Annotated in this window: 19 protein-coding genes; 14 read left to right on the top strand and 5 right to left on the bottom strand. The window is 41.6% G+C overall.

Going from position 1 to position 20,964, the window contains the following annotated elements; genetic code table 11:
* The 3 genes from ACHAL6_RS08465 to ACHAL6_RS08475 are packed head-to-tail and all read left to right on the top strand — an operon-like array spanning position 1 to position 2,793.
* The gene (locus tag ACHAL6_RS08465) at positions 1 to 945 is read left to right on the top strand and encodes an iron chelate uptake ABC transporter family permease subunit (RefSeq protein WP_395270041.1); all 945 of its coding nucleotides are present in this window, start codon (positions 1 to 3) and stop codon (positions 943 to 945) included.
* Entirely contained in the window at positions 942 to 1,766 is an 825-nt protein-coding gene (locus tag ACHAL6_RS08470) for an ABC transporter ATP-binding protein (RefSeq protein ID WP_395270043.1), read from the top strand. Before ACHAL6_RS08465 ends, ACHAL6_RS08470 begins: the two co-directional genes overlap by 4 nt.
* A 58-nt stretch (positions 1,767 to 1,824) precedes the next feature.
* Positions 1,825 to 2,793, top strand: coding sequence for a siderophore ABC transporter substrate-binding protein (locus ACHAL6_RS08475; protein WP_395270044.1), 969 nt, complete (start codon positions 1,825 to 1,827; stop codon positions 2,791 to 2,793).
* Positions 2,794 to 3,040: 247 nt separating this feature from the next.
* Here ACHAL6_RS08475 and ACHAL6_RS08480 read toward each other — a convergent pair whose 3' ends face one another.
* On the bottom strand, positions 3,041 to 3,895 hold the full coding sequence (locus ACHAL6_RS08480) for a 2-oxoacid:ferredoxin oxidoreductase subunit beta (RefSeq protein ID WP_395270084.1): 855 nt from the start codon (positions 3,893 to 3,895) through the stop codon (positions 3,041 to 3,043).
* A complete protein-coding gene (locus ACHAL6_RS08485) occupies positions 3,895 to 5,577 on the bottom strand; it encodes a 2-oxoacid:acceptor oxidoreductase subunit alpha (protein WP_395270046.1) in 1,683 nt (560 codons plus the stop codon). Before ACHAL6_RS08485 ends, ACHAL6_RS08480 begins: the two co-directional genes overlap by 1 nt.
* A gap of 582 nt (positions 5,578 to 6,159) precedes the next feature.
* Between ACHAL6_RS08485 and gcvT the strand changes: the two genes are divergently transcribed.
* The 6 genes from gcvT to ACHAL6_RS08515 are packed head-to-tail and all read left to right on the top strand — an operon-like array spanning position 6,160 to position 12,821.
* Positions 6,160 to 7,242, top strand: coding sequence for a glycine cleavage system aminomethyltransferase GcvT (gene gcvT, locus ACHAL6_RS08490; RefSeq protein WP_395270048.1), 1,083 nt, complete (start codon positions 6,160 to 6,162; stop codon positions 7,240 to 7,242).
* A gap of 36 nt (positions 7,243 to 7,278) precedes the next feature.
* Positions 7,279 to 7,665, top strand: a complete 387-nt coding sequence (gene gcvH / locus ACHAL6_RS08495) for a glycine cleavage system protein GcvH (RefSeq protein ID WP_395270049.1) — start codon at positions 7,279 to 7,281, stop codon at positions 7,663 to 7,665.
* Positions 7,666 to 7,667: 2 nt separating this feature from the next.
* Positions 7,668 to 9,008, top strand: coding sequence for an aminomethyl-transferring glycine dehydrogenase subunit GcvPA (gene gcvPA, locus ACHAL6_RS08500; RefSeq protein WP_395270051.1), 1,341 nt, complete (start codon positions 7,668 to 7,670; stop codon positions 9,006 to 9,008).
* Entirely contained in the window at positions 9,005 to 10,462 is a 1,458-nt protein-coding gene (gcvPB, locus tag ACHAL6_RS08505) for an aminomethyl-transferring glycine dehydrogenase subunit GcvPB (RefSeq protein ID WP_395270086.1), read from the top strand. The genes gcvPA and gcvPB overlap by 4 nt, the downstream gene beginning before the upstream one ends.
* 2 nt (positions 10,463 to 10,464) lie before the next feature.
* Positions 10,465 to 11,847, top strand: coding sequence for a dihydrolipoyl dehydrogenase (gene lpdA / locus ACHAL6_RS08510; protein WP_395270052.1), 1,383 nt, complete (start codon positions 10,465 to 10,467; stop codon positions 11,845 to 11,847).
* 2 nt (positions 11,848 to 11,849) lie between these two features.
* Entirely contained in the window at positions 11,850 to 12,821 is a 972-nt protein-coding gene (locus tag ACHAL6_RS08515) for a lipoate--protein ligase (RefSeq protein ID WP_395270053.1), read from the top strand.
* Positions 12,822 to 12,892: 71 nt separating this feature from the next.
* On the opposite strand, the gene ACHAL6_RS08520 is transcribed toward ACHAL6_RS08515, so the two are convergent.
* Complete coding sequence (locus ACHAL6_RS08520) at positions 12,893 to 13,840, bottom strand: CAP domain-containing protein (protein ID WP_395270054.1); 948 nt, start codon at positions 13,838 to 13,840, stop codon at positions 12,893 to 12,895.
* Positions 13,841 to 14,774: 934 nt separating this feature from the next.
* Between ACHAL6_RS08520 and msrA the strand changes: the two genes are divergently transcribed.
* The gene (msrA, locus tag ACHAL6_RS08525; RefSeq protein WP_395270056.1) at positions 14,775 to 15,254 is read left to right on the top strand and encodes a peptide-methionine (S)-S-oxide reductase MsrA; all 480 of its coding nucleotides are present in this window, start codon (positions 14,775 to 14,777) and stop codon (positions 15,252 to 15,254) included.
* A 163-nt stretch (positions 15,255 to 15,417) separates the two neighbouring features.
* On the opposite strand, the gene ACHAL6_RS08530 is transcribed toward msrA, so the two are convergent.
* A complete protein-coding gene (locus tag ACHAL6_RS08530; RefSeq protein WP_395270058.1) occupies positions 15,418 to 15,720 on the bottom strand; it encodes an AzlD domain-containing protein in 303 nt (100 codons plus the stop codon).
* Positions 15,713 to 16,390: an AzlC family ABC transporter permease gene (locus ACHAL6_RS08535; RefSeq protein ID WP_395270060.1), complete on the bottom strand. Its 678-nt coding sequence runs from the start codon at positions 16,388 to 16,390 to the stop codon at positions 15,713 to 15,715. Before ACHAL6_RS08535 ends, ACHAL6_RS08530 begins: the two co-directional genes overlap by 8 nt.
* A gap of 242 nt (positions 16,391 to 16,632) precedes the next feature.
* Between ACHAL6_RS08535 and ACHAL6_RS08540 the strand changes: the two genes are divergently transcribed.
* The 4 genes from ACHAL6_RS08540 (at position 16,633) to ACHAL6_RS08555 (ending at position 20,954) form a co-directional block, all read left to right on the top strand.
* On the top strand, positions 16,633 to 18,162 hold the full coding sequence (locus ACHAL6_RS08540; protein ID WP_395270062.1) for a UDP-glucose--hexose-1-phosphate uridylyltransferase: 1,530 nt from the start codon (positions 16,633 to 16,635) through the stop codon (positions 18,160 to 18,162).
* Positions 18,143 to 19,183, top strand: coding sequence for an aldose epimerase family protein (locus ACHAL6_RS08545; protein WP_395270064.1), 1,041 nt, complete (start codon positions 18,143 to 18,145; stop codon positions 19,181 to 19,183). Before ACHAL6_RS08540 ends, ACHAL6_RS08545 begins: the two co-directional genes overlap by 20 nt.
* Positions 19,184 to 19,560: 377 nt before the next feature.
* Positions 19,561 to 19,872 carry a hypothetical protein gene (locus ACHAL6_RS08550; protein ID WP_395270066.1) on the top strand — a complete coding sequence of 104 codons (312 nt, stop codon included), beginning with the start codon at positions 19,561 to 19,563 and terminating at the stop codon, positions 19,870 to 19,872.
* Positions 19,873 to 19,898: 26 nt separating this feature from the next.
* The gene (locus tag ACHAL6_RS08555; RefSeq protein ID WP_395270068.1) at positions 19,899 to 20,954 is read left to right on the top strand and encodes a V-type ATPase subunit; all 1,056 of its coding nucleotides are present in this window, start codon (positions 19,899 to 19,901) and stop codon (positions 20,952 to 20,954) included.
* Positions 20,955 to 20,964 lie beyond the last annotated feature (10 nt).

The following is a 20,964-nucleotide window of genomic DNA, read 5'->3' on the forward strand; positions in this document are numbered from 1 at the left end:
ATGAAAAAGAAAATACTTCTTCTTAGCGCTCTTCTGATTATAGGAATTATGCTGTTTCTATTTCTGGGATTAAGCCCTAAAAGTGCCAGCTATGCCCTCTCAAGAAGAATACCGAAAATCATAGCCATAGTACTCACAGGAAGTGCCATAGCCTATGCTTCTCTGGTGTTTCAGACAGTGACGGAGAATCGCATTCTCACACCGAGTGTTCTGGGACTGGACGCCTTATATGTCTTTATTCAGACAGTGATCATTTTTCTCATCGGATCAGAAACATTGGCTCAGACAGATACCAGAGTCGGTTTCATCGTTTCCGTAGTACTTATGGTTGCATTCAGTGTCGGGATTCTGGGGTTCATTTTAAAAAAAGTGAAAGGGAATATCTATCTTCTCCTTCTAGTGGGGATTATAACAGGAACTCTTTTCAGAAGTGGATCCTCGTTTATTCAGGTCATCATAGATCCCAATGAGTTTCTCATTCTTCAGGGAAGTCTCTTTGCAAGTTTCAACAACATCAATACAGAGGTTCTTGTCTTGTCCTCCATACTATTGTCTGGTGCCATGATTTTCGGCATGACAAAATCCAGGGAACTGGATGTACTGTCACTGGGAAGAGACAACGCCATTAATCTGGGGATCGATCACAAGAATCTGGTCAACATGATTCTTGTGATTGTAGCCATCCTGATTTCGGTCTCGACCGCATTAGTGGGCCCCATCACATTTCTGGGAATTCTGGTGACAAACCTTTCAAGAGAGCTGATGAAGACTTATAAACACAAGTATCTTATTGCAGGTGCAATGCTGATCAGTTCCACCGCCCTTGTCTACGGGCAGTTGCTGGTGGAAAGAATATTTGTCTTCAGCACACCAATCAGCGTAATCATCAACTTTATCGGCGGATTGTATTTCATTTATCTGTTATTAAGGGAGAATCAGTTATGATCAGTGTAAGAAATCTGACAAAGAGATATGAAACAAAAGAAGTGGTTAAGGACGTTACACTTAACATTGAAAAAGGGGTGATCACTTCCTTTATTGGACCTAACGGCGCAGGGAAAAGCACACTCCTATCCATGATTTCCAGATTGATGGAATCAAGTGGAGGAGATGTTCAAATAGACGGGATCTCACTTGAAAACTGGAAATCTAAGGATCTTGCTAAGAAGGTTTCAATACTAAGACAAAGCAACAGCCTCAATGTGAAACTAACCGTCAGAGAGCTCATCGCATTTGGAAGATTCCCCTATTCCAAAGGAAATCTGACCGATGAAGACAACCGATATATTGATCAGGCCGTAGACTATCTTAAACTGGGAGACATCGAAGATCGTTACATCAATGAATTATCTGGTGGGCAGAAACAGAGAGCCTATATTGCCATGGTGATTGCCCAGGATACGGAATATATCCTTCTGGATGAACCCCTTAACAATCTGGATATGAAACATGCGGTGGAAATCATGAAGATTCTGAGAAACATCGTGGATGAACTGGGAAAGACCGTTGTCATCGTCATTCATGACATCAATTTCGCTTCCGTCTACTCGGACCGTATTGTGGCGCTTCAGGACGGAAGGATAAAATATCATGATGATACAGATAAAATCATCAATGCCAAGGTGCTGAATGAAGTGTTTGACATGGAATTCAATGTGCATCATCTTGGCGGAAAGAAGATCTGTACCTACTATCAGGAAGGTCTTTGCGACTGTGAAGATAAGAGCTGCATACATAAAGGAAATCACTTGACCATAGTCCAGTGAGAAGTCAATTGTAAATGATAATAATTAACAGCATAAAATAACAACAAGAGGTGTAAAAATGACAAAGAGAAAGAATATCGTTTTATCAAGTATTTTAGTGACAGCTACCATGGTTCTATCCGCATGTGGAAGCACTGCCAAGGCCGAGACGCCGAATACGGATCCTACTGTAGCACCTGCTGCACAAGAAGATATGACCATCACACATGAACTGGGAGAAGTAACTCTTCCGAAAAACCCGGAAAATGTAGTTGTGTTTGACTATGGTTTACTGGATCTTATGGATAATATGGGCATAGAAGTGACTGGGCTGCCCATGGGGAATATTCCATCTTTCCTCGCACAGTACAGCAACGAAGAGGTCTACACAAATGTGGGTACACTGAAAGAACCTGATTTTGAAAAGATCTACGAGATGGAGCCTGATGTGATATTCATATCAGCCAGAACCTCCGCAGCTTATGAAGAGCTTTCCAAGATTGCTCCTACTGTTTATCTCACAGTCAGCAACGAGGATTATATGAGTTCAGTGGAGGCTAATGCAAAGCTGATAGCCGAACTTTTTGATAAAGAGGAAGTAGTGGAAGAGAAAATAGCTGCATTGACTGAAAAAGTGGACATGATAAAGAGCAGAGTGGTAGAAATGAATGAAAGCGGCCTGATCATACTAGCGAATGACGGTTCCTTGAGTTCGTACGGAGCTGTATCCAGATTTGGCATCCTGCATAATACGCTTGGATTTAAAGAGGCTGACGATAACATTGAAGGTTCGACACATGGACAAAGCGTGACCTATGAATACATACTGGAAAAGAATCCGGACCATCTTTTTGTCATTGACAGAGCTTCCGTAGTTGGTGGGGAGACAGATGCTTCATCCACCATGGAAAATGAGATTGTAAAAGAAACAGAAGCATACAAGAACGAGAAAATCCACTACCTCAATGCTGAGGTGTGGTACATCACTTCCGGTGGATTCACTGGGACTGAAATGATGCTTGAGGAAGTTGAATCATTATTGAACTAGCAGTTGAAATGCCCTGAGAACTCATTGAGTCCAGTAAATAGGGCGCACTTCAGACCTTGATAATGGGCAGAAAAAGATCAGGATTCCTGATCTTTTTTTGTCGAGTAATTTCAGGAGCAATCTGTTACTGGTGTTTCAGTGGCAAGGGAGGAGGATATTTTGCGTAAGCTCACCTTGTTATGAATACCCATACAAAGAAACTCCCCTCAGTGAATGCTGTCATTCACTGAGGGGAGTTATATTCCTGTTACATGAATTCCTGCAGGAAGCCCTTTATGACTTCTGTCTCAACAGGCAGATCCACCAGAGTGGACTCCTTCAGGAATGAAACCTTGTCTGTATAGCTTTGTCTGTCTTCTCTGAAAATGACACCTGTAGGGATCTTATCGCCCCACTCCAGTGCTTTGGTGAAAGCAGATACCTTATCGGTTGGGTTGTAGCTGGTATCCTCATCCAGGTTATACACTCTCTTCTTATACCATGCGAAGGTGTTTACTTTATTGAAGCTTACACATGGCTGCAGAATATCAACAAGAGCATAGCCGTCGTAATTGATGGCTTCTTTCATGATGCTTTTCAGATGCTCTTTGTCTCCACTGAATGCTCTTGCAACAAATCCGCAACCTAGACCGATGGCGGCAACCATGGGGTTGATAGGAATCGTGTTTACTCCTTCTGGAGTGAAGTCTGTAACATGTCCCAGATCTGAGGTAGGGGAGGACTGCCCTTTTGTTAGTCCGTAAATCTGGTTGTCGTGAACAAAGTGCGTCATGTTGACGTTTCTTTTTATGTTATGGATGAAGTGATTTCCACCTTCTCCATAAGAGTCTCCATCACCAGTATCAATGATTACTGTCATTTCATGGTTTGCGATTTTAGCGGCAGCTGCTGGAGGTAGCGCACGGCCGTGCAGACCCTCGAATCCGTTTGCGTTGATGTACTGAGGAGTTTTGGCTGCTTGTCCGATACCACCGACCACAAGTACTTTATGTGGTTCTTTTCCCAGTTCTTCCATGGTTTCCTTTAAGGCTTCAAGTATCGCGAAGTCACCACATCCTGGACACCAGGCTGTTTCGAATGTTACAAATTCTTTCTTTTTCATCATGATAATACCTCCAATACCTTGCTCTTGATTTCAGTTGCTGAAAGTGGGCGACCATCAAATTTAAGCACAGAATGGTCAACTCTTATTCCAGTCACTTCGCTGATCAGAGCGGCAAGCTGTCCTGTATAGTTCTGTTCCACATTGACCAGCACCTTGGCTTTGGCCTGATACTCTCGGAGTTTCTTTTCAGGTAGCGGCCAGATATCTCCAAATACCAGTGCACCGAATTTCTTTTCTCCGGAAGCATTCAAAAGGTCTATGGCTTCTGACAGCTGGCTGTGAAGACTTCCCCATCCGAGTAGCAGAACTTCAGCTTCTTCATTTCCCAAGAAGTCCGGTTCCAGAATCTCTTCTTTCAGAAGTTCGAACTTTTTGGCTCTTTTTTCGACCATATTGATTCTGACATCGCTGGCTTCTGTGATGTTACCTGTTTCATCATGTTCATCACTATCGGAATTCACCATGGTTCCTTCCACTTTTCCAGGAATCAGTCTTGGAGATATTCCATTTTCGGTCAGTTCATATCGCTTGTATTCTTTTCCGTTCCGGTATGTCTCTTCATCTGCCAGATGTCTTTCAATGGAAACCTTATCCAGATCAAATGGAGTAACGGTCCTTACAGCATCTGCCATATACTGGTCTCCAAGAAGAATAATCGGAATCTGATATTTGTCTGCCAGATTGAATGCTCTGGCTGTCTGATAGAAAGCGTCTTCTGGGTGTCTGAGAGCAATGACCATCTTTGGGAATTCCCCATGAGAAGAGTTGATGACGAACTTAAGGTCACTTTGCTCTGTTCTTGTAGGTAGACCTGTAGCTGGTCCGGGCCTCTGTATTTCAGCGATGACTAATGGCGTTTCGGTGATTCCTGCCATACCGACAGCTTCCACCATGAGCGAGTATCCGCCGCCGGAAGTACCGGTCATGGCTCTTACCCCTGCATAGGATGCACCTATAGCCATATTGATTGCTGCAATCTCATCCTCAGCCTGCTCCACGACGACTTTTGCGGGTATCGACTTCTTCACGAGATAACTCATGATGGAAGTGGCAGGTGTCATTGGATAAGCGCTGTAGAACTTCATACCTGCCGCCAGTGCTCCAAGAGCGATGCTCTCATTAGCCTGAACCAGCATTGTTGGTTCTTTGCTTAATTCTGGTTCTTCAAATCGGGCTGTTTCCAGATCGTGACCTTTTTCAAAAGCCTCAATATTCTGATTCACGACTTTTTCATTGAATTTCTTTGATAGAATGTCTTCTAGATGCAGTACATCCATTCCGTAGATTTTGAGCAGAGCACCCAGAATGACACTGGATTGGACCTTGGGATTGCCCAGTTCCTTAGCGATTTTCTTGGCTGGTATGGTGATGAGTCTTTTGTCATCGGACTTCACATCTTCATCTGCAATGATGAATCCGTCAGGATTCAATCTACCTATGTGCAGATCCACAGTTTCCTGATTCAGTGCAATGATTCCATCCAGATCATCCCGATGTGTTTTGACCTCGTTTTCCGAAAAACGAATCTGGAAGAAGTTATGACCTCCTCGTACACGAGACATATAATCCTGTAGTGTGAAAAGATGGTATCCTCTTCTCTGGAGTATTTTTGACAAGTTCGAGCTTAAGGTTTCCATACCTTGACCGGCAGCTCCACCTATTAATAGGTTAAAATTCATATACTATTCACCTCTTATAATTATTATGCCTCAATTATAACAAAGCATTTGGCAATATCTGGGTATACATGGAAGTTTCAACCTTTGGACATGATTTGGAAACATGGTTCATCTCGTGTTAAAAGAAAACCTTTAGATTTTTGCAAAACAGCCCTTCGTAATGAGATATCACTGATAAATCCTGTCAAAAAATTCCAAGTTTGATTAATCTATCAGAATTATTTATCAGATTGTGAAACTAGTCCTTTGGATGGTGATTTTTAACCCGGATGATTTTGCTGATAAAATCAATCTGTACTAAACATGGCTTTGATGATGTGCTGCTTTAAATCCATGGCATTCAATGGAAATCAATCTGTTTTCAGCTGTTTGTGAATCGGTTAAAACAAATACCTTGATTTTTACAAGATGAGAAATAACAAACAGTTACACTGATAACTGAATACCTGTTATAAAATAATGAATATCTGTTAAATTAACTACTTGCTTGTGTTGTAAACTATTACAGTGCGGTTATTGAATAACTTCAGAAAAATGCTTATTATAGTAGTGTAGACTATAATGATGTTAGGAGGTTCGGAATTGGATAATTTAAAAAGAACAGCGCTGGCAGATGAATACCAGAAATATGGCGGAAAAACTGTTGATTTTGCTGGATGGTTTATGCCAGTTGAATTTGAGGGAATTCTCAAAGAACATGAGGCTGTCAGAAATAATGTTGGATTATTTGATGTTTCCCATATGGGTGAAATTACAGTCAAAGGGAAGGATGCCCTGGCATTCGTCAATTATCTCATTACAAATGATCTTGAAAAAATAGTAGATAATCAGGTGCTTTACACCTATTTATGCAGAGAAGACGGAGGAGTCGTAGATGATATCCTCGTGTATCGGTTTGGAGAAGAGGACATTCTGCTTGTAGTAAATGCCTCTAACACGGACAAGGATTTTGAGTGGGTAAAGAGCAACAAAGGCGCATATGACGTGACAATTGAAAATGTTTCCGATGAAACCGCTCAGATTGCGATTCAGGGACCGAATGCGGAGGCGCTACTACAGGTACACACAGAGACAGATCTGTCTGAAATCAGATTCTTCTTCGCGAAAAGAGATGTCATGATTGATGGAATCAAGTGCATGGTATCCAGAACCGGATATACAGGAGAAGACGGATTCGAGATTTATCTCTCCAATGACGATGTAGTGGAGCTTTACACGAACCTCATTGAAGATGGAGCACTGCCCATCGGTTTAGGTGCCAGAGATACACTCAGATTTGAAGCGAATCTTCCGCTTTACGGTAATGAACTAAGCGACGACTGGACGCCGGTTGAAGCAGGGTATGGATTCTTTGTGAAGGTGGACAAGGAGAACTTCATAGGAAAGGAAGTGCTGGCAAAGCAGAAAGCAGAAGGCGTTTCCAGAAAGATTGTCGGATTTACCATGTCAGATAAGAAAATTCCAAGACATGGATACAAAGTATTCAAAGAGGACAAGGAGATCGGATTTGTCACTACAGGATACAAGTCACCGTCCCTTGGAGAAATCATTGGTTTAGCAATGGTTGACGTGGAATATGCGAAAATAGGTACCGAACTGGATATTCAGATCAGAAACAAAATGTCCAAAGCGACTGTGAGAAACAGAAAGTTTCTAGTAAAATAATAACTGAAAGAATTTAAATATAAAGGAGATAGGATTATGTCAACAGTATTAGAAGGATTATATTACACAAAGGACCATGAATGGGTAAGGGTAGAAGGAGAAAAGGCTTACATCGGAATCACGGATCATGCACAGCATGCATTAGGATCCATTGTCTATGTGGAGCTTCCTGAAGTAGGGGATGAAATCGAAATGGATGACAACCTGGGTGTTGTGGAATCCGTAAAAGCCGCATCCGATATAATCATGCCTGTATCAGGAGAAGTGGTCGAAATCAATGAAGACCTGGAAGACAATCCGGAGCTGATCAATGAAGCGCCATATGATAATCATTTAGTGGTTGTAACTTTAAAGGATGACAGTGAATTAGAAGGTCTATTAGGAAAAGAGGATTACGAAGCATTCATTTCTGAGGAGGAGTAAACATGCATCCATACCTGCCAAATACTGATGAAGATGTCAAGGTAATGCTTGATGTCATTGGACTGGAAAAAACGGAGGATCTCTTTAAGAGTATTCCCGAAAATCTTAGACTGAAGAAAGGACTGGATCTGCCTAAGGAGAAATCGGAGATTGAAGTCAGAGGAATCATGAATGGTCTCGCTTCGAAGAATCAGAGCATAGATGAACTTGTTTGCTTCTTAGGAGCCGGATCCTACGATCACTATATTCCTTCAGTAATCAAACATATCATATCCCGTTCGGAATTCTATACCGCATACACACCGTATCAGCCTGAAATCAGTCAGGGTACGCTGCAGAGTGTCTTTGAATACCAGAGTATGATGTGTTCACTGACAGGCATGGACGTATCAAATGTTTCCATGTATGATGGTGCGACTTCAGCATCTGAGGCTGCAATCTTAGCTTCAGTGCAGACAAAAAGAAATAAGGTTCTTGTTTCAGAAACGCTGAATCCTGAATATAAGGAAGTGCTTAAAACCTATCTTCAGTTCAGATCTGTTGATGTTGAATTTGTCAGCGAGAAAGATGGAGTCACTGATTTCGAAGATCTGAAAGCGAAAATGGACAAAGATACCGCTGGAGTGATTCTGCAGTATCCCAATTTCTATGGCGTCATTGAAGATGTGAAGGAAATGGAAGAGACGATTCATGAGAACAAGTCACTGCTCATCATGAGTGTAGACCCCATAGCGCTTGGTATGCTCAAGAGCCCGGGCGAACTGAAAGCAGATATCGTCGTCGGAGAAGGTCAGGCGCTTGGACAGAATCTCAATTTTGGTGGTCCGGTACTGGGCTTCATGGCAGCAACGAAAAAACTCATGAGAAAAATGCCGGGTAGAATCGTCGGGGAAACCGTAGACAGAGATGGCAAAAGAGCTTATGTGCTTACACTGCAGGCGAGAGAACAGCATATCAGAAGATACAAGGCTACCTCTAATATCTGCTCTGACCAGACACTGAACTCCATAGCAGCTGCGGTCTATATGGCAACATTAGGGAAGCAGGGTATGAAGGAAGTTGCAGTGCAGTCCTTCAAAAAAGCCCACTATACCTATGAAAAGCTGATGGAAGGCGGAAAATACAAGCCTGTATTCGACAAGCCTTTCTTCAAGGAATTTGCAGTCAGCTGCCCTAAGAGTGTGGAGGAAATAAATAGTGCACTAAGGAAAGAAGGTATTCTGGGTGGATTCGATCTGAAGAGGGCGAATGAAAAACTTGAAAATGCCATGCTTGTCGCAGTGACGGAAAGCAGAACCATGGAAGACATTGAAAAGTTTGTTAGAATCATGGAGGAGATATAATGACTTACAATAAATTAATTTTTGAGTTGTCTAAGCCAGGAAGAAAGTCTTATGCTCTACCAGAAGATACACTCAAAGACATGAAAATCACCGATTACATCGGAGAGGAATATCTGAGAGAGGATGACCTTGATTTTCCAGAGGTCAGTGAACTGGAAATCATCAGACATTACACCTTATTATCCAAAAAGAATTACTCCATTGATTCAGGGTTTTATCCATTAGGTTCCTGTACGATGAAGTACAATCCTAAAATCAATGAGGATGTGGCAGCGAATCCTAATTTTGCCAGACTTCATCCATTCCAGCCAGAGGATACCGTTCAGGGTGCGCTTGAAGTGATGCATTCGGTTCAGGAGACGATTAAAGAAATCTCGGGTATGGATGCGGTGACACTACAGCCTGCTGCTGGAGCACATGGTGAACTTGTGGGGCTGATGCTCTTGAAGAAATACCATCAGATGAGAAATGATACGAAGAGAACCAAGATCATTGTCCCTGACTCAGCTCATGGAACCAACCCTGCCTCCGTGGCGGTTGCCGGGTTTGATGTTGTGGAAGTGGCTTCTCATAAAGATGGGTCAGTGGATATCGATTCTCTTAAATCGGTGCTCAGTGATGAGATTGCCGGCCTGATGCTGACCAATCCATCAACCCTTGGACTGTTCGAGAAGCATATCAAGGAAATCGCGGATCTTGTTCATGAAGCGGGTGGGCTGCTTTATTATGATGGAGCAAACATGAACGCCATCATGGGTATAGTAAGACCTGGAGACATGGGCTTTGATGTTCTTCACTACAATCTTCATAAGACCTTCTCGACACCTCACGGTGGCGGAGGTCCAGGATCAGGACCGGTCGCATGTAAAGCGAATCTGATGGAATATCTTCCGGTTCCTGTTGTGAATGTGGACAACGGAAGATACTATCTGGATTACAGCCTCAAGGATTCCATTGGTAAGGTAAAGAACTACTTCGGAAACTTCGGCGTGATACTGAGAGCGTATGTATACATGCTGTCCATGGGTTCAGACGGTTTGAAGGCTGCCTCGACTAATGCGGTTCTTAACGCCAACTATATGAAGGAGAGTCTGAAGAATCACTATAAAGTCGCAGTGGATGAGACATGCATGCATGAAGTTGTGTTCGCGGGACTCAAGAAAAAGTCCGAAACAGTTTCCACGCTTGATGTGGCGAAGCGAATCATCGACTACGGATATCATCCGCCAACCATGTACTTCCCACTGATCGTGGAAGGTGCGCTTATGGTAGAACCTACTGAGACTGAAAGCAAAGAAACACTGGATGCATATATTGAAGTCATGAAGCAGATTGCAAAAGAAGCGGAAGAAAATCCTGAACTTCTGAAAGATGCTCCTCATGATACTCCTGTCAGAAGACTGGATGAAGCGCTTGCGGCAAGGCAGCTTGTACTTCATTGGACAAAGGAGTAGTTATGGCAGAAAAAGTGATTATTATGGGTGGAGGACCTGGCGGCTATGTGGCCGCCATCCGTCTTAATAACATGGGTTTTGAAACTACACTGATTGAAAAGAACCGTGTGGGCGGAGTCTGTCTGAATGTGGGATGTATTCCTACTAAAGCTCTCTACAAGAGTGCGGAGGTTTATAATCAGGCAAATAAGCTTGAAAGCTACGGATTGGATTTTGAAGGAACAGTAAAGCCCAATGCGGCAAAGATCAGAGAACGAAAGAACGGGATTGTAGATACGCTGGTCACGGGAATCGAAAAACTGCTCAGTGCAGCTGGTGTAGAAGTGATTCTTGGCGAAGCGAAAATCACAGGTGAAAATTCTCTGGAAGTCAACGGTGAAACACTTAGGTTCGACCGTCTGATCATTGCAACCGGTTCATCCTCCTTTATTCCACCAATAAAAGGTGTGGAAAATGAAGGGGTGATTACCAGTACGGAGCTTCTGGATTTCGAGGAAATTCCAGAGGAGCTTGTTATTGTAGGAGGCGGTGTCATTGGTATGGAGTTTGCGGGAATATTTGCGAGCTTTGGAACCAGAATCACTGTGCTGGAAGCTTTACCTGGAATTCTTCCGGGCATTGACGGTGAAATCGTCAAAAGGCTGAAGCCGCTGCTGAAGAAGAAATCCATCGATGTGAAGACATCTATGATGGTGAAGGAAATAATCAGAGAAAATGGAAAGCTGAAAGTGATTTCAGAAGGGTCGAAAGGTCCCGTAGAGGTTTATGGCGATCAGGTTCTTATTGCCACGGGCAGAAAAGCCAATGTAAAAGAAATCGGACTGGAAGAAGCGGGAATAGCTGTGGGTAGAAGAGGAATCGAAGTGGACGAAAACTTTGAGACCAGCATCAAAGGGATTTATGCCATTGGAGATGTCAACGGGAAATGGCTTCTGGCCCATGCTGCTTCAGCTCAGGGAGAGTTTGTGGCAGAAAAGATTGCTGGGGAAAGTCCTGTCATAGGCAAGTTTGTTCCAGGTTGTGTATTCCTGTTTCCTGAAATTGCCAGTGTCGGATATACCGAAGAACAGCTGAAAGAAGAAAATATAGAGTATCTGACCAGTAAATTCATGTTCGGTGCAAATGGAAAAGCCCTTACCATGGGCGAAGGAGAAGGTCTTGTAAAGGTGATAGCGGATCTTGATTATAAAATCATTGGTGTTCATATCATGGGACCACATGCTTCCGATCTCATTCATGAAGGACTGCTTGCATGCGAGAAAGGTCTAGGAGTAGATGATTTCAAAGATGTCATACATGCGCACCCTACACTGCCAGAGGCGTTTTTCGAAAGTGTGATGGGGCTGAAGGGTGAAGCAGTACATATGGTTAAACCAAGGAGATGACTATGAGATATATTATCAGCGAGAATACGGATGCATACTTCAATCTGGCATCTGAAGAATATTTACTGAAACACACGGATGAGGAAATCTTCTATCTATGGAGGAACGACAATGCGATCATTGTCGGTAAAAATCAGAATGCATTATCTGAGATCAATGCGGATTATGTGAAAGAGAAAGACATTAAAGTGGTCAGAAGGCTCACTGGCGGCGGCGCGGTCTATCACGATCTTGGAAATCTGAACTACACATTCATCGAGAATAAGAAGAGAAACTTCAATGATTTCAGAGGATTCTGCGAGCCGATTACAATCGCATTGAATGAAATGGGTGTAGAAGCGGAATTTTCCGGTAGAAATGATATGACCATTGAAGGGAAGAAGTTCTCAGGAACAGCACAATGCAAATACAAGGAAAGAGTGATGCATCATGGAACGCTGCTTTTTTCATCTGTAAAAGCGGATATTTCTGGAGCATTGAAGCCTAGGGATATCAAGTTCACGGATAAGAGTGTGAAGTCAGTTTCATCAAGAATTACGAATATAAGTGATCATCTTGAGGAAGATATGGATGTTATTGAGTTCAGGAACCGGGTCATGAAATCCGTGGCTGGGGGGATGGATCAGGTAACTACGTTTACTGAGCATGAAGTTTCGGAGATTATCAGGCTACGAGATGAAAAATATGCTAAATGGGAATGGAATTATGGGCACAGTCCAAAATTTGAGATGACCAGAGAAGGAAGATTCCCGGGTGGAACGCTCGAAGTGACTTTGGAGGTGAGAAAAGGGCTCATTGAGAAAATCAGAATATATGGAGACTTCTTCGGGACAAAGGATATTTCCAGCCTGGAGAATGAGTTAATCGGGAAAGCTCATAATGAAGAGGCGATCAGCGAAGTGCTTCACAATCTTGATATTCAAGAGTTCATGGTGAACATAACAAATGAGGATCTGCTTGGTCTGCTTCTTTAGAAAGAAATATGGAGAAAAGAAAAGGATTTAAGCTGGGCTTAAATCCTTTTCTTTATATAGTATAATAATTGCTATTTAAAATGCTGAGTTGCATAAATAGTAGGTAGTTTTCTGTCATACTTGGCAAAATACTGATTTCCTGTAAGAACACCTGCGCCCATCCTTGTTATCCGAGAATCCAGTATGTTGGCACGATGGCCTGGAGAGCTCATCCATTTTGCGACAATGAACTCGGCAGTGTACTTGCTTTTATCACTTGAAGCAAGCATATAGATGTTTTCTGCCACTGCGTATTTTGTGGTATGAACGAAGTTATTTGTCTCAAACATAAGCCTGCTGTGGCTTCTGGATGACTGGTAGAGGGTATCATCCCAGGTTAGATTGCTTAATCCGTTTTCTCTTCTATATCTGTTTGTAACGGTAAGGATTTCTTTCTCCACCTGACTTAAATAATTGAAAGTCTTCGTCTCCTCTACAGGTTGAACCACCGGTGCGGGGGTTTCCTTCGGAGGAGCAGGTTCCTTTACTGGTTCTGGAGCAGGTTTAGGTGCCACTGTTTCTGCAGGTGCCGGTTCTGATGTGCTGACAGGTTCTGCTGCTGGGGCAGCTGGTTTTGTAGCGGTGGATTTAGCAGGAACCGCTGCAGCTGTTTTCTTTGGCTCAGGTGTTTGTGGAGCTTGTTTCGTATTCGCTTTTGCTTCTAACTCTTTCAGCTCTTCCTCAGCCGCTATTCGTTGTCTGTTTTCTCTGATCTCTTTTCTCTGTTCAAGATGAAGATCTCCATGAATGATTCTCATTTTATCTTCCAGGTTGAAGGAAAACCCGTCCGGATATGTGGTCCTGACTTTTGCTTCCGGTCTATATATAATGATGGATTTCTCTTCTGAAAGATGTTCGGAGAGAATGATTTCATCTTCTATTTTATGTTCAGTAGAGTTTTTCATTTCATTCTGGTAAAACAGAAATGAGGTCGAAAACAGTGTTGATGTGGCTAGAAATAATATGATCAGTTTCTTCATTACTCACCTCATACTTTCGTGATATTTTTAATATAGTAATTCAAATACGTGTGAATAATATCATAACTTCTGCTATTCTACAATTGTGTGTGAAAGTTGAACTTTATTATGACGATTAACAAAATATCAATTCCTAAAATAGTACAGCGAATTAAATTCGCGTGTTTCCAGAGGTGAAGTGAATTAAAGTCGAATATATACAATAAAAATATAGAACATTTAAAAATACGCGCGAAAAAACATGAAAAATAATGATGGTTTTAATGAAATTTGTAGAAAAATAAATTACTATATGTAATAGAAAATTAATAAATTCCATTTTACACGGAAATTTAAGCTGGAAATTAAATCGAGACAATATAAAACCGCCGGAGACACCCGGCGGTTTTATATTTCAAGGAATATTCGTTTCTTTTGAACTTAACCAATAGAATGACAAACATGGTCAAGCACGATCTATAATGAATGAGTTATTACATAAATTTCTTCTGGATGTCCATTTCTCTCTGTACTAGCCATGGATTAAAGTCGTGAGCAATGGAATCTTCAGTAATGAATCTGACAACTGCTTTAAATACTTTTTTCATTTTGGAACCTCCATGATTTATTGATTTATTTTTCTCTCATGAACATTATTGCAAATTTGTACATGCAAGTCAACAGCTATTCGTTAAAACTTATTGCAGGAAATCCTGCAAATATTAAATATGCAAAGGAAACTGATGGTGTCTAAATAAAACAATATAGATTTCAGTAATATTGAAGAAAAATAGATTATTAGATGGAATAATTATGAAAATGAAAGATGGATGAATATATTAACCGTTTACAAATACAAGTTTTTAAAAGTTAATATGCGTAATCTGCAAGTTAGATGCTGATTTCAGCTTGTTTTCTGATACAATATTTACATCAGAGTTAGGAGGTTATAATAATGAAAAAGATCGCATTGGCAGGAGGCTGTTTCTGGGGAGTAGATGAATTCTTTTCCAGAAAAGAAGGTGTCCTATATACCAAGTCAGGATATTCCAACGGTGATGTGGAAAATCCTACATACGAACAGGTGTGTTCCGGGAATACCGGGCACGCAGAAACCGTCTATATCGAGTATGATGAAAATAAGATTTCACTGAATGATATTCTTGAGAAGTTCTTCAAGGTGATTGATCCGACCTCTCTCAACAGACAGGGAAATGATAGGGGAACACAGTACAGAACAGGGATATATTATATAGAAGAATCCGATAAGGAGATTGCAGAAGAATTCATCAGAATGAAGAAACCGAAATATGATAAACCCATCGTAGTTGAAGTGGAGCCCTTAAAAAACTTTTTCGATGCGGAGGAGTATCATCAGGATTACCTGAAGAAGAATCCAAGAGGCTATTGTCATATCGATTTGAGCATAGACTAATAATAAAGCCATGAAACCGAGTCAAATCGGCTTCATGGCTTTTAAGATGTTCAATCTGAAGTCAGATCAAAATGCAGGCATCAGCTTGGAGAAAGCGAAGATGGTTGAATAATTCATAAAGGCTGCTGAAATGAAAAGCCGGACTCTTCAAATGGCAGCGGTGTCAGAAGAAATATATAAGTGCTGAAACGAGTAATGAGGAGACAATGATGTTGTACATGATGTTGATGCCTTTATAGGCAAGAGCCAGAGAGCATAAACCGCCAGTCAATCCGATATAGAATGAGTCACCCACGGTAAAGACACCTGGAACAATCAGGGTTCCCAGTGCGGCAAGTGGAATACTTGCGAGAAATCTTGTGAAATACCTGTTTCTGATTGTCTTCCTGCCAGTAAATGCGGGTAAGATTCTAGGTATCTGAGTAGCCAGAGACATACCAATAATCGCGATAACATAATCATTCATGTTGATCACCTCCCCATAATGTTCCAGCCATTGCGCCTGCCAGAATGGAGACTAAAATGGAGAGTCCACTGCTTAAAACCGGAGTGATGATGATATTTGTCAGCATACTTACTACAGGTACATAAAATAATTTCCTGGTTCCTTTGAGTGAGGAAACCAATAGAGTGATGAAAAGAGTATAAATGGCAATTTCAAGTCCTTGAGAGAGAATACTCGGCAGAATATTCCCGAACACGATACCAGCTACAGCTCCGAGAACCCAAGACAGATAGGAGGCCAGCATGACTCCTTTCGCATAGGGACCATTCAGATTCTGATCAAGAGACAGAAATGCGAATGTCTCATCAGTAAGGCCTAAGCTGGTTATAACTCGATCCGTCTGAGTCAGCGTAGTCCTGTTCTGAAATGAGAGTCCCATAACCACATGCCTTAAGTTCAGTACACCGATGGCCATGGCCATTTCCCATGGAGATGTTCCAATGGTAAAGAGATTGATGGCCATAAACTGGCTCGCGCCAGCATAGATAAAAATGCTCATGGAAATGATGACCCATGCGGGAATCCCCGCCTGGATACCGATAACACCATAAGCCATTGCGATGGGAACATATCCGGTCATGATGGGGAAGCTGTTTTTCACGCCATCATGAAAGCTTCTCTCAATACTCACATTCTGCACATCCTTTTTAAAACAATATAAATATTCTATCAGATTTCATCGTCTTTTGCTTCACTTTATGGAAGTATTCCATGAAGCGAATTGAGGTTCAGATGATGTAATCAGGAGAAGCGATGCTTCACGGCTTCTATCCAAGTGGCCATGTAAGCTGTGAGGGAGTGTGGTTGTCCTTTTAAACCTATGAAGAATGGCCTATAATAGAATATGTGAATAAAAGAATGTTGAGGTGTGAAATGATTGATATTTATTACGAAATCAGAAACCTGGTGGATTATGCAGTCAGAAAAGGGCTGATTGAGGAAGAAGATCGTATATATGCTACCAATGCAGTACTAGAAGTGCTGGGAGAAGACAGCTATATAAAATGTGAGAAAGAATCTGTGGATGAGCCAGTGGAAGATATTCTGGGGAGAATTCGAACCTGGGCTGTAGAAAACAATAAAGTCGAAAACGACGCCAATGAATTTCTCGATTTACTGGATACCAGAATCATGGGTGTTTTTATAGCAAGGCCATCCGTTTTCAGAAAAGAATTCAACAGGCACTACAAACAGTCACCAAAGAAGGCTACAGAGTTCTATTATGACTTCGCTAAGAATGCCAATTACATTCGTCAGCAGCGAGTCGCAAAGGATATCAGATGGACCTACGACACTCCGTATGGACCTCTGGATATGACCATCAACCTATCTAAGCCGGAGAAAGATCCAAGAGCAATTGCGCTTGCCAGCAGAGGAGTCGTAGAGGGTCAGGAGAAGTACCCAAAATGTCTGCTATGCAAGGAAAATGAAGGATATGCAGGGCGGATCGATCATCCTGCAAGACAGAATCATCGTATCGTACCACTCGCACTTAACAATGAAGAGTGGTATATGCAGTATTCACCTTATGTGTATTATAATGAGCATTGCATCGTATTCAAGGGAAGTCACGATCCTATGAAAATCACGAGAGAAACCATACAGAGACTTCTGGATTTTGTTGCGTTATTTCCTCACTACATGATCGGATCCAATGCGGATCTGCCCATTGTTGGAGGATCCATACTGACACACGATCATTTTCAGGGAGGCAATTATGATTTCGCCATGGGCAAAGCGAAAGAATACGATGAGATCACTGTTCAGGGCTCAGGGATAGAAATGGTCAAACTTCACTGGCCTATGAGTGTCATAAGACTGAAATCAGACAGTATCGAAAAGCTTGTCGAAGCTTCAGGAAAGATTATCAGGCAGTGGAAAGATTATTCAGATGAGAACGTGAAGGTCAGATCTCATACGGGAGAAGAGGAGCATAACACCATCACGCCCATTGTAAGATTCAGGGACGGACAATATGAAGTAGATCATATACTCAGAAACAATCGAAAAGATGAAGACCATCCTTCGGGTATTTTCCATTCTCATGAAAAATATCACCATATCAAACGTGAAAATATTGGGCTCATAGAATGTCTCGGGCTGGCAGTTCTTCCGTCCAGACTGCGTAATGAAATGAGTGATCTGAAAGAAAAGCTGATTGTCCATGACCTCGAAGGCATCTATGCGGATGAGACTTTGAATAAGCATGGTGATTTCGCAAAAAGGATTCTTGAAGAAAATCAATCCATAGACAGTACGAATGCACTCGATATTCTATATCAGGAGATTGGTAAAGTGTTCATGAATGTTCTGGAAAACTGTGGTGTATTCAAGAAAGATGAAGATGGAGAAAAAGCGTTCCAGAAATGCTTTGAGGTGATGTATGAATGTATCAAGGCGTAGAATAAAACTCGGTGACTATGAAGTGTATGAGATCACCCTGGAAAACACAAACGGAGTCAGGGTGAGTTTTCTGACTTATGGTGGAATCATTACTCGAGTGGAAGTTCCCGACAACAAAGGGAAATTTGACAACATTGTACTCGCATACAATGATTACGAAGACTATCTCAGAAATCCTGGACATCTTGGCGCAATCATCGGGAGAACAGCGGGGAGAATCAAGGACGGGCAGTTCACAATAAATGGAAAGAATTACAGACTTGCCAAGAATTATGGCGAGAATTCCGGGCATGGCGGAGAAACCGGATTTGACAAGCATCTATACAGCCATGATGTTATGAAATCAGAGACCGGACTAGAGGCTCTGCTCTCGAGAGTATCACCGCATATGGAAGAAGGTTATCCTGGTGAACTGCATGTCAGGGTAAAATACACGCTCTCTGAAGATAATGTCTTTTCCATTGAATATCACGGAAACTCTTCAGAGGATACACTCTTTAATATGACCAATCACAGTTATTTCAATCTTTCAGGCTCTTTCCAGGAAAGTATCAAGTACCATGAGCTTTTCATAGATGCGGATCATTATGCGGAGATAGATGACAGTAAAGCACCTACAGGTCAACTGATCAGTGTACAGGGTACGCCATTTGATTTCCGGTTTATGAGAGAGATCGGAGAAGAAATGAATGCCGAGGATAATCAGCTGAAAATAGCAAAGGGATATGACCATGCTTTTCTGTTCAAGGAAAATGGCGGAACGAAAGTAAGACTTGCTCACAGATATACTGGCCGAGTGATGGAGATTGAAACAGACAATCAGGCGGTTGTGGTGTATACCCAGAATTTCTCCCAAGGACAGGTCATTCATAATGGTGAAGTTCTGGAGCCGTATCGCTCCATTGCGCTGGAAGTGCAGAAACTGCCGATTGGCGCGAATGAAGTTTTCAAGGAGTTTTCCATGCTTGAAGCGGAGAAGAGCCATGTGACAACTACAAAGTTCAGATTTTTCGTGGAATGATCTGAAATCTGTATTCCGCAGTGATATTTAACATTTTTCACAAGACAGGAGCAGAGAATAGTTCTATAATTAGGTATAAAAGAGGTTTATATATAATAGGAAGGATTTCGTGCAAAGAAGAACGATTTGTTAAATTAGCTGCAATAATTGACGAATAGGTTAACATTGTGAAAAATACTGTGTAATTTCTTGTTTTTTACAATGTATAAGACGAGAAAAATCATTTGTGATTTTTTGTTCAAATTGACTTTGTGCTTTAAATATGCGACATTATATAGGTTAGTGTGTTGGAACAAAATGTATGGTTGTGTTTCCAATGCATCTCTTTACGTTAAAAAATAGACTAAATCATAGAACAAGTGGAGAGGAGGAGCATTATGAAGAAACTGATCAAGGAAATTGTTGAAGCTGACGAGAAAGCAAGGGAAAGTCTGCAGGAAATCAAGGAAGAACGTGCACAGGCAGCAGCGAAAGTGATGGAATTGAGACCGGAAATCGAAGCTCGTTTCAAGAAAGAGGCTGAAGACAGAATTCACCAGCATAGAATCAAGCTGGATAATGAATACGAAAAGAAATCGCTTCAGTATTCTGTTCAGTACGAGAGATCATTGGAGCAGCTTATTGATCGCTTCAACAAAAACAAGAATACATGGGTGGAGTCGATTTATGACAGATGTCTTGATTCTTAACCGTTGAAGAGAAGGGAGTTAAACTGATGAGCAATATTAACAGTCCTGCTCTAGCAGCCAAGGCGAAAGCCATGTATGGGCAAAGACTGAAAAAAGAAGATTATGAAGAACTTCTCCGAAAAGGCTCTGTTGGTGAAATCGCAGGCTATCTGAAGAATGAGACGGAATACGGTTCAACCATGCGAGACATCTATGAGAACAGAATCCATCGTGGTCAGCTGGAAGGACTTATTCGTCAGAACATGTATGAAAAGATCGAAAAACTTCTGAGATTTTCCATGCTGGCGAAAAACAGGTTCTATCGCATGAACATAGTAAAGAGAGAGATCGAAATCATTCTCCTGGCGCTTCGTTCAATTATGCCGGATAAGATGGAAGACGACGAGACCTACGACGTCATGGTCCGAGATATTCCGATATCACTTTCTGATTACTTTTCTTTTGATGTAAATGAAATATCTGAAATCATGACTTATGAAGATATTATGGACATATTGAGTAAGACACCTTATCAGAAAATCATCAGACCGTACCAGGTGGAGAAAGGTGAAAAGCTTGATTTCACCTCCATTGAAAGAGACCTTTACAGTTATTACTATAAATATGTCTTTCAGGTCATTGATGAGAATTTCTCGGGAAAGAAAAGGAAAGAACTTACCGAAATATACAGAACCCAGATTGAGCTTCTGAACATCATCAAGATCTATCGTTTCAAGAAATTCTTCAAAGTGACCAATGATCAGATCAGAAAATCCATGGTGACGCTGAAATCCAGAATGAGTGATGCGTTCATCAATGAACTGATTGAAGAACCTACAGCCGAGAGAGTCCTCCAAAGACTGGAGGAGTCGAAGTATAACCTGTATGTGGACGATCTGGAATACACATATATTGAGTACTATGCGAATGAAATAAGATACAATCTCGCGAAACGGTATATGCATTTTTCCATTGAGTCTCCTATCGTTTTCACAGTATATTCGATTCTTCTGGAGATTGAAATAACCAATATCATAAACATCGTTGAAGCAATTCGATATGACACTCCTCGAAGTGAAATCGAAAAACTGCTTATTTATTAAGAAAGGGGGG

Source organism: Proteiniclasticum sp. C24MP, from assembly GCF_043951855.1.
Classification (GTDB): Bacteria; Bacillota; Clostridia; order Clostridiales; family Clostridiaceae; genus Proteiniclasticum.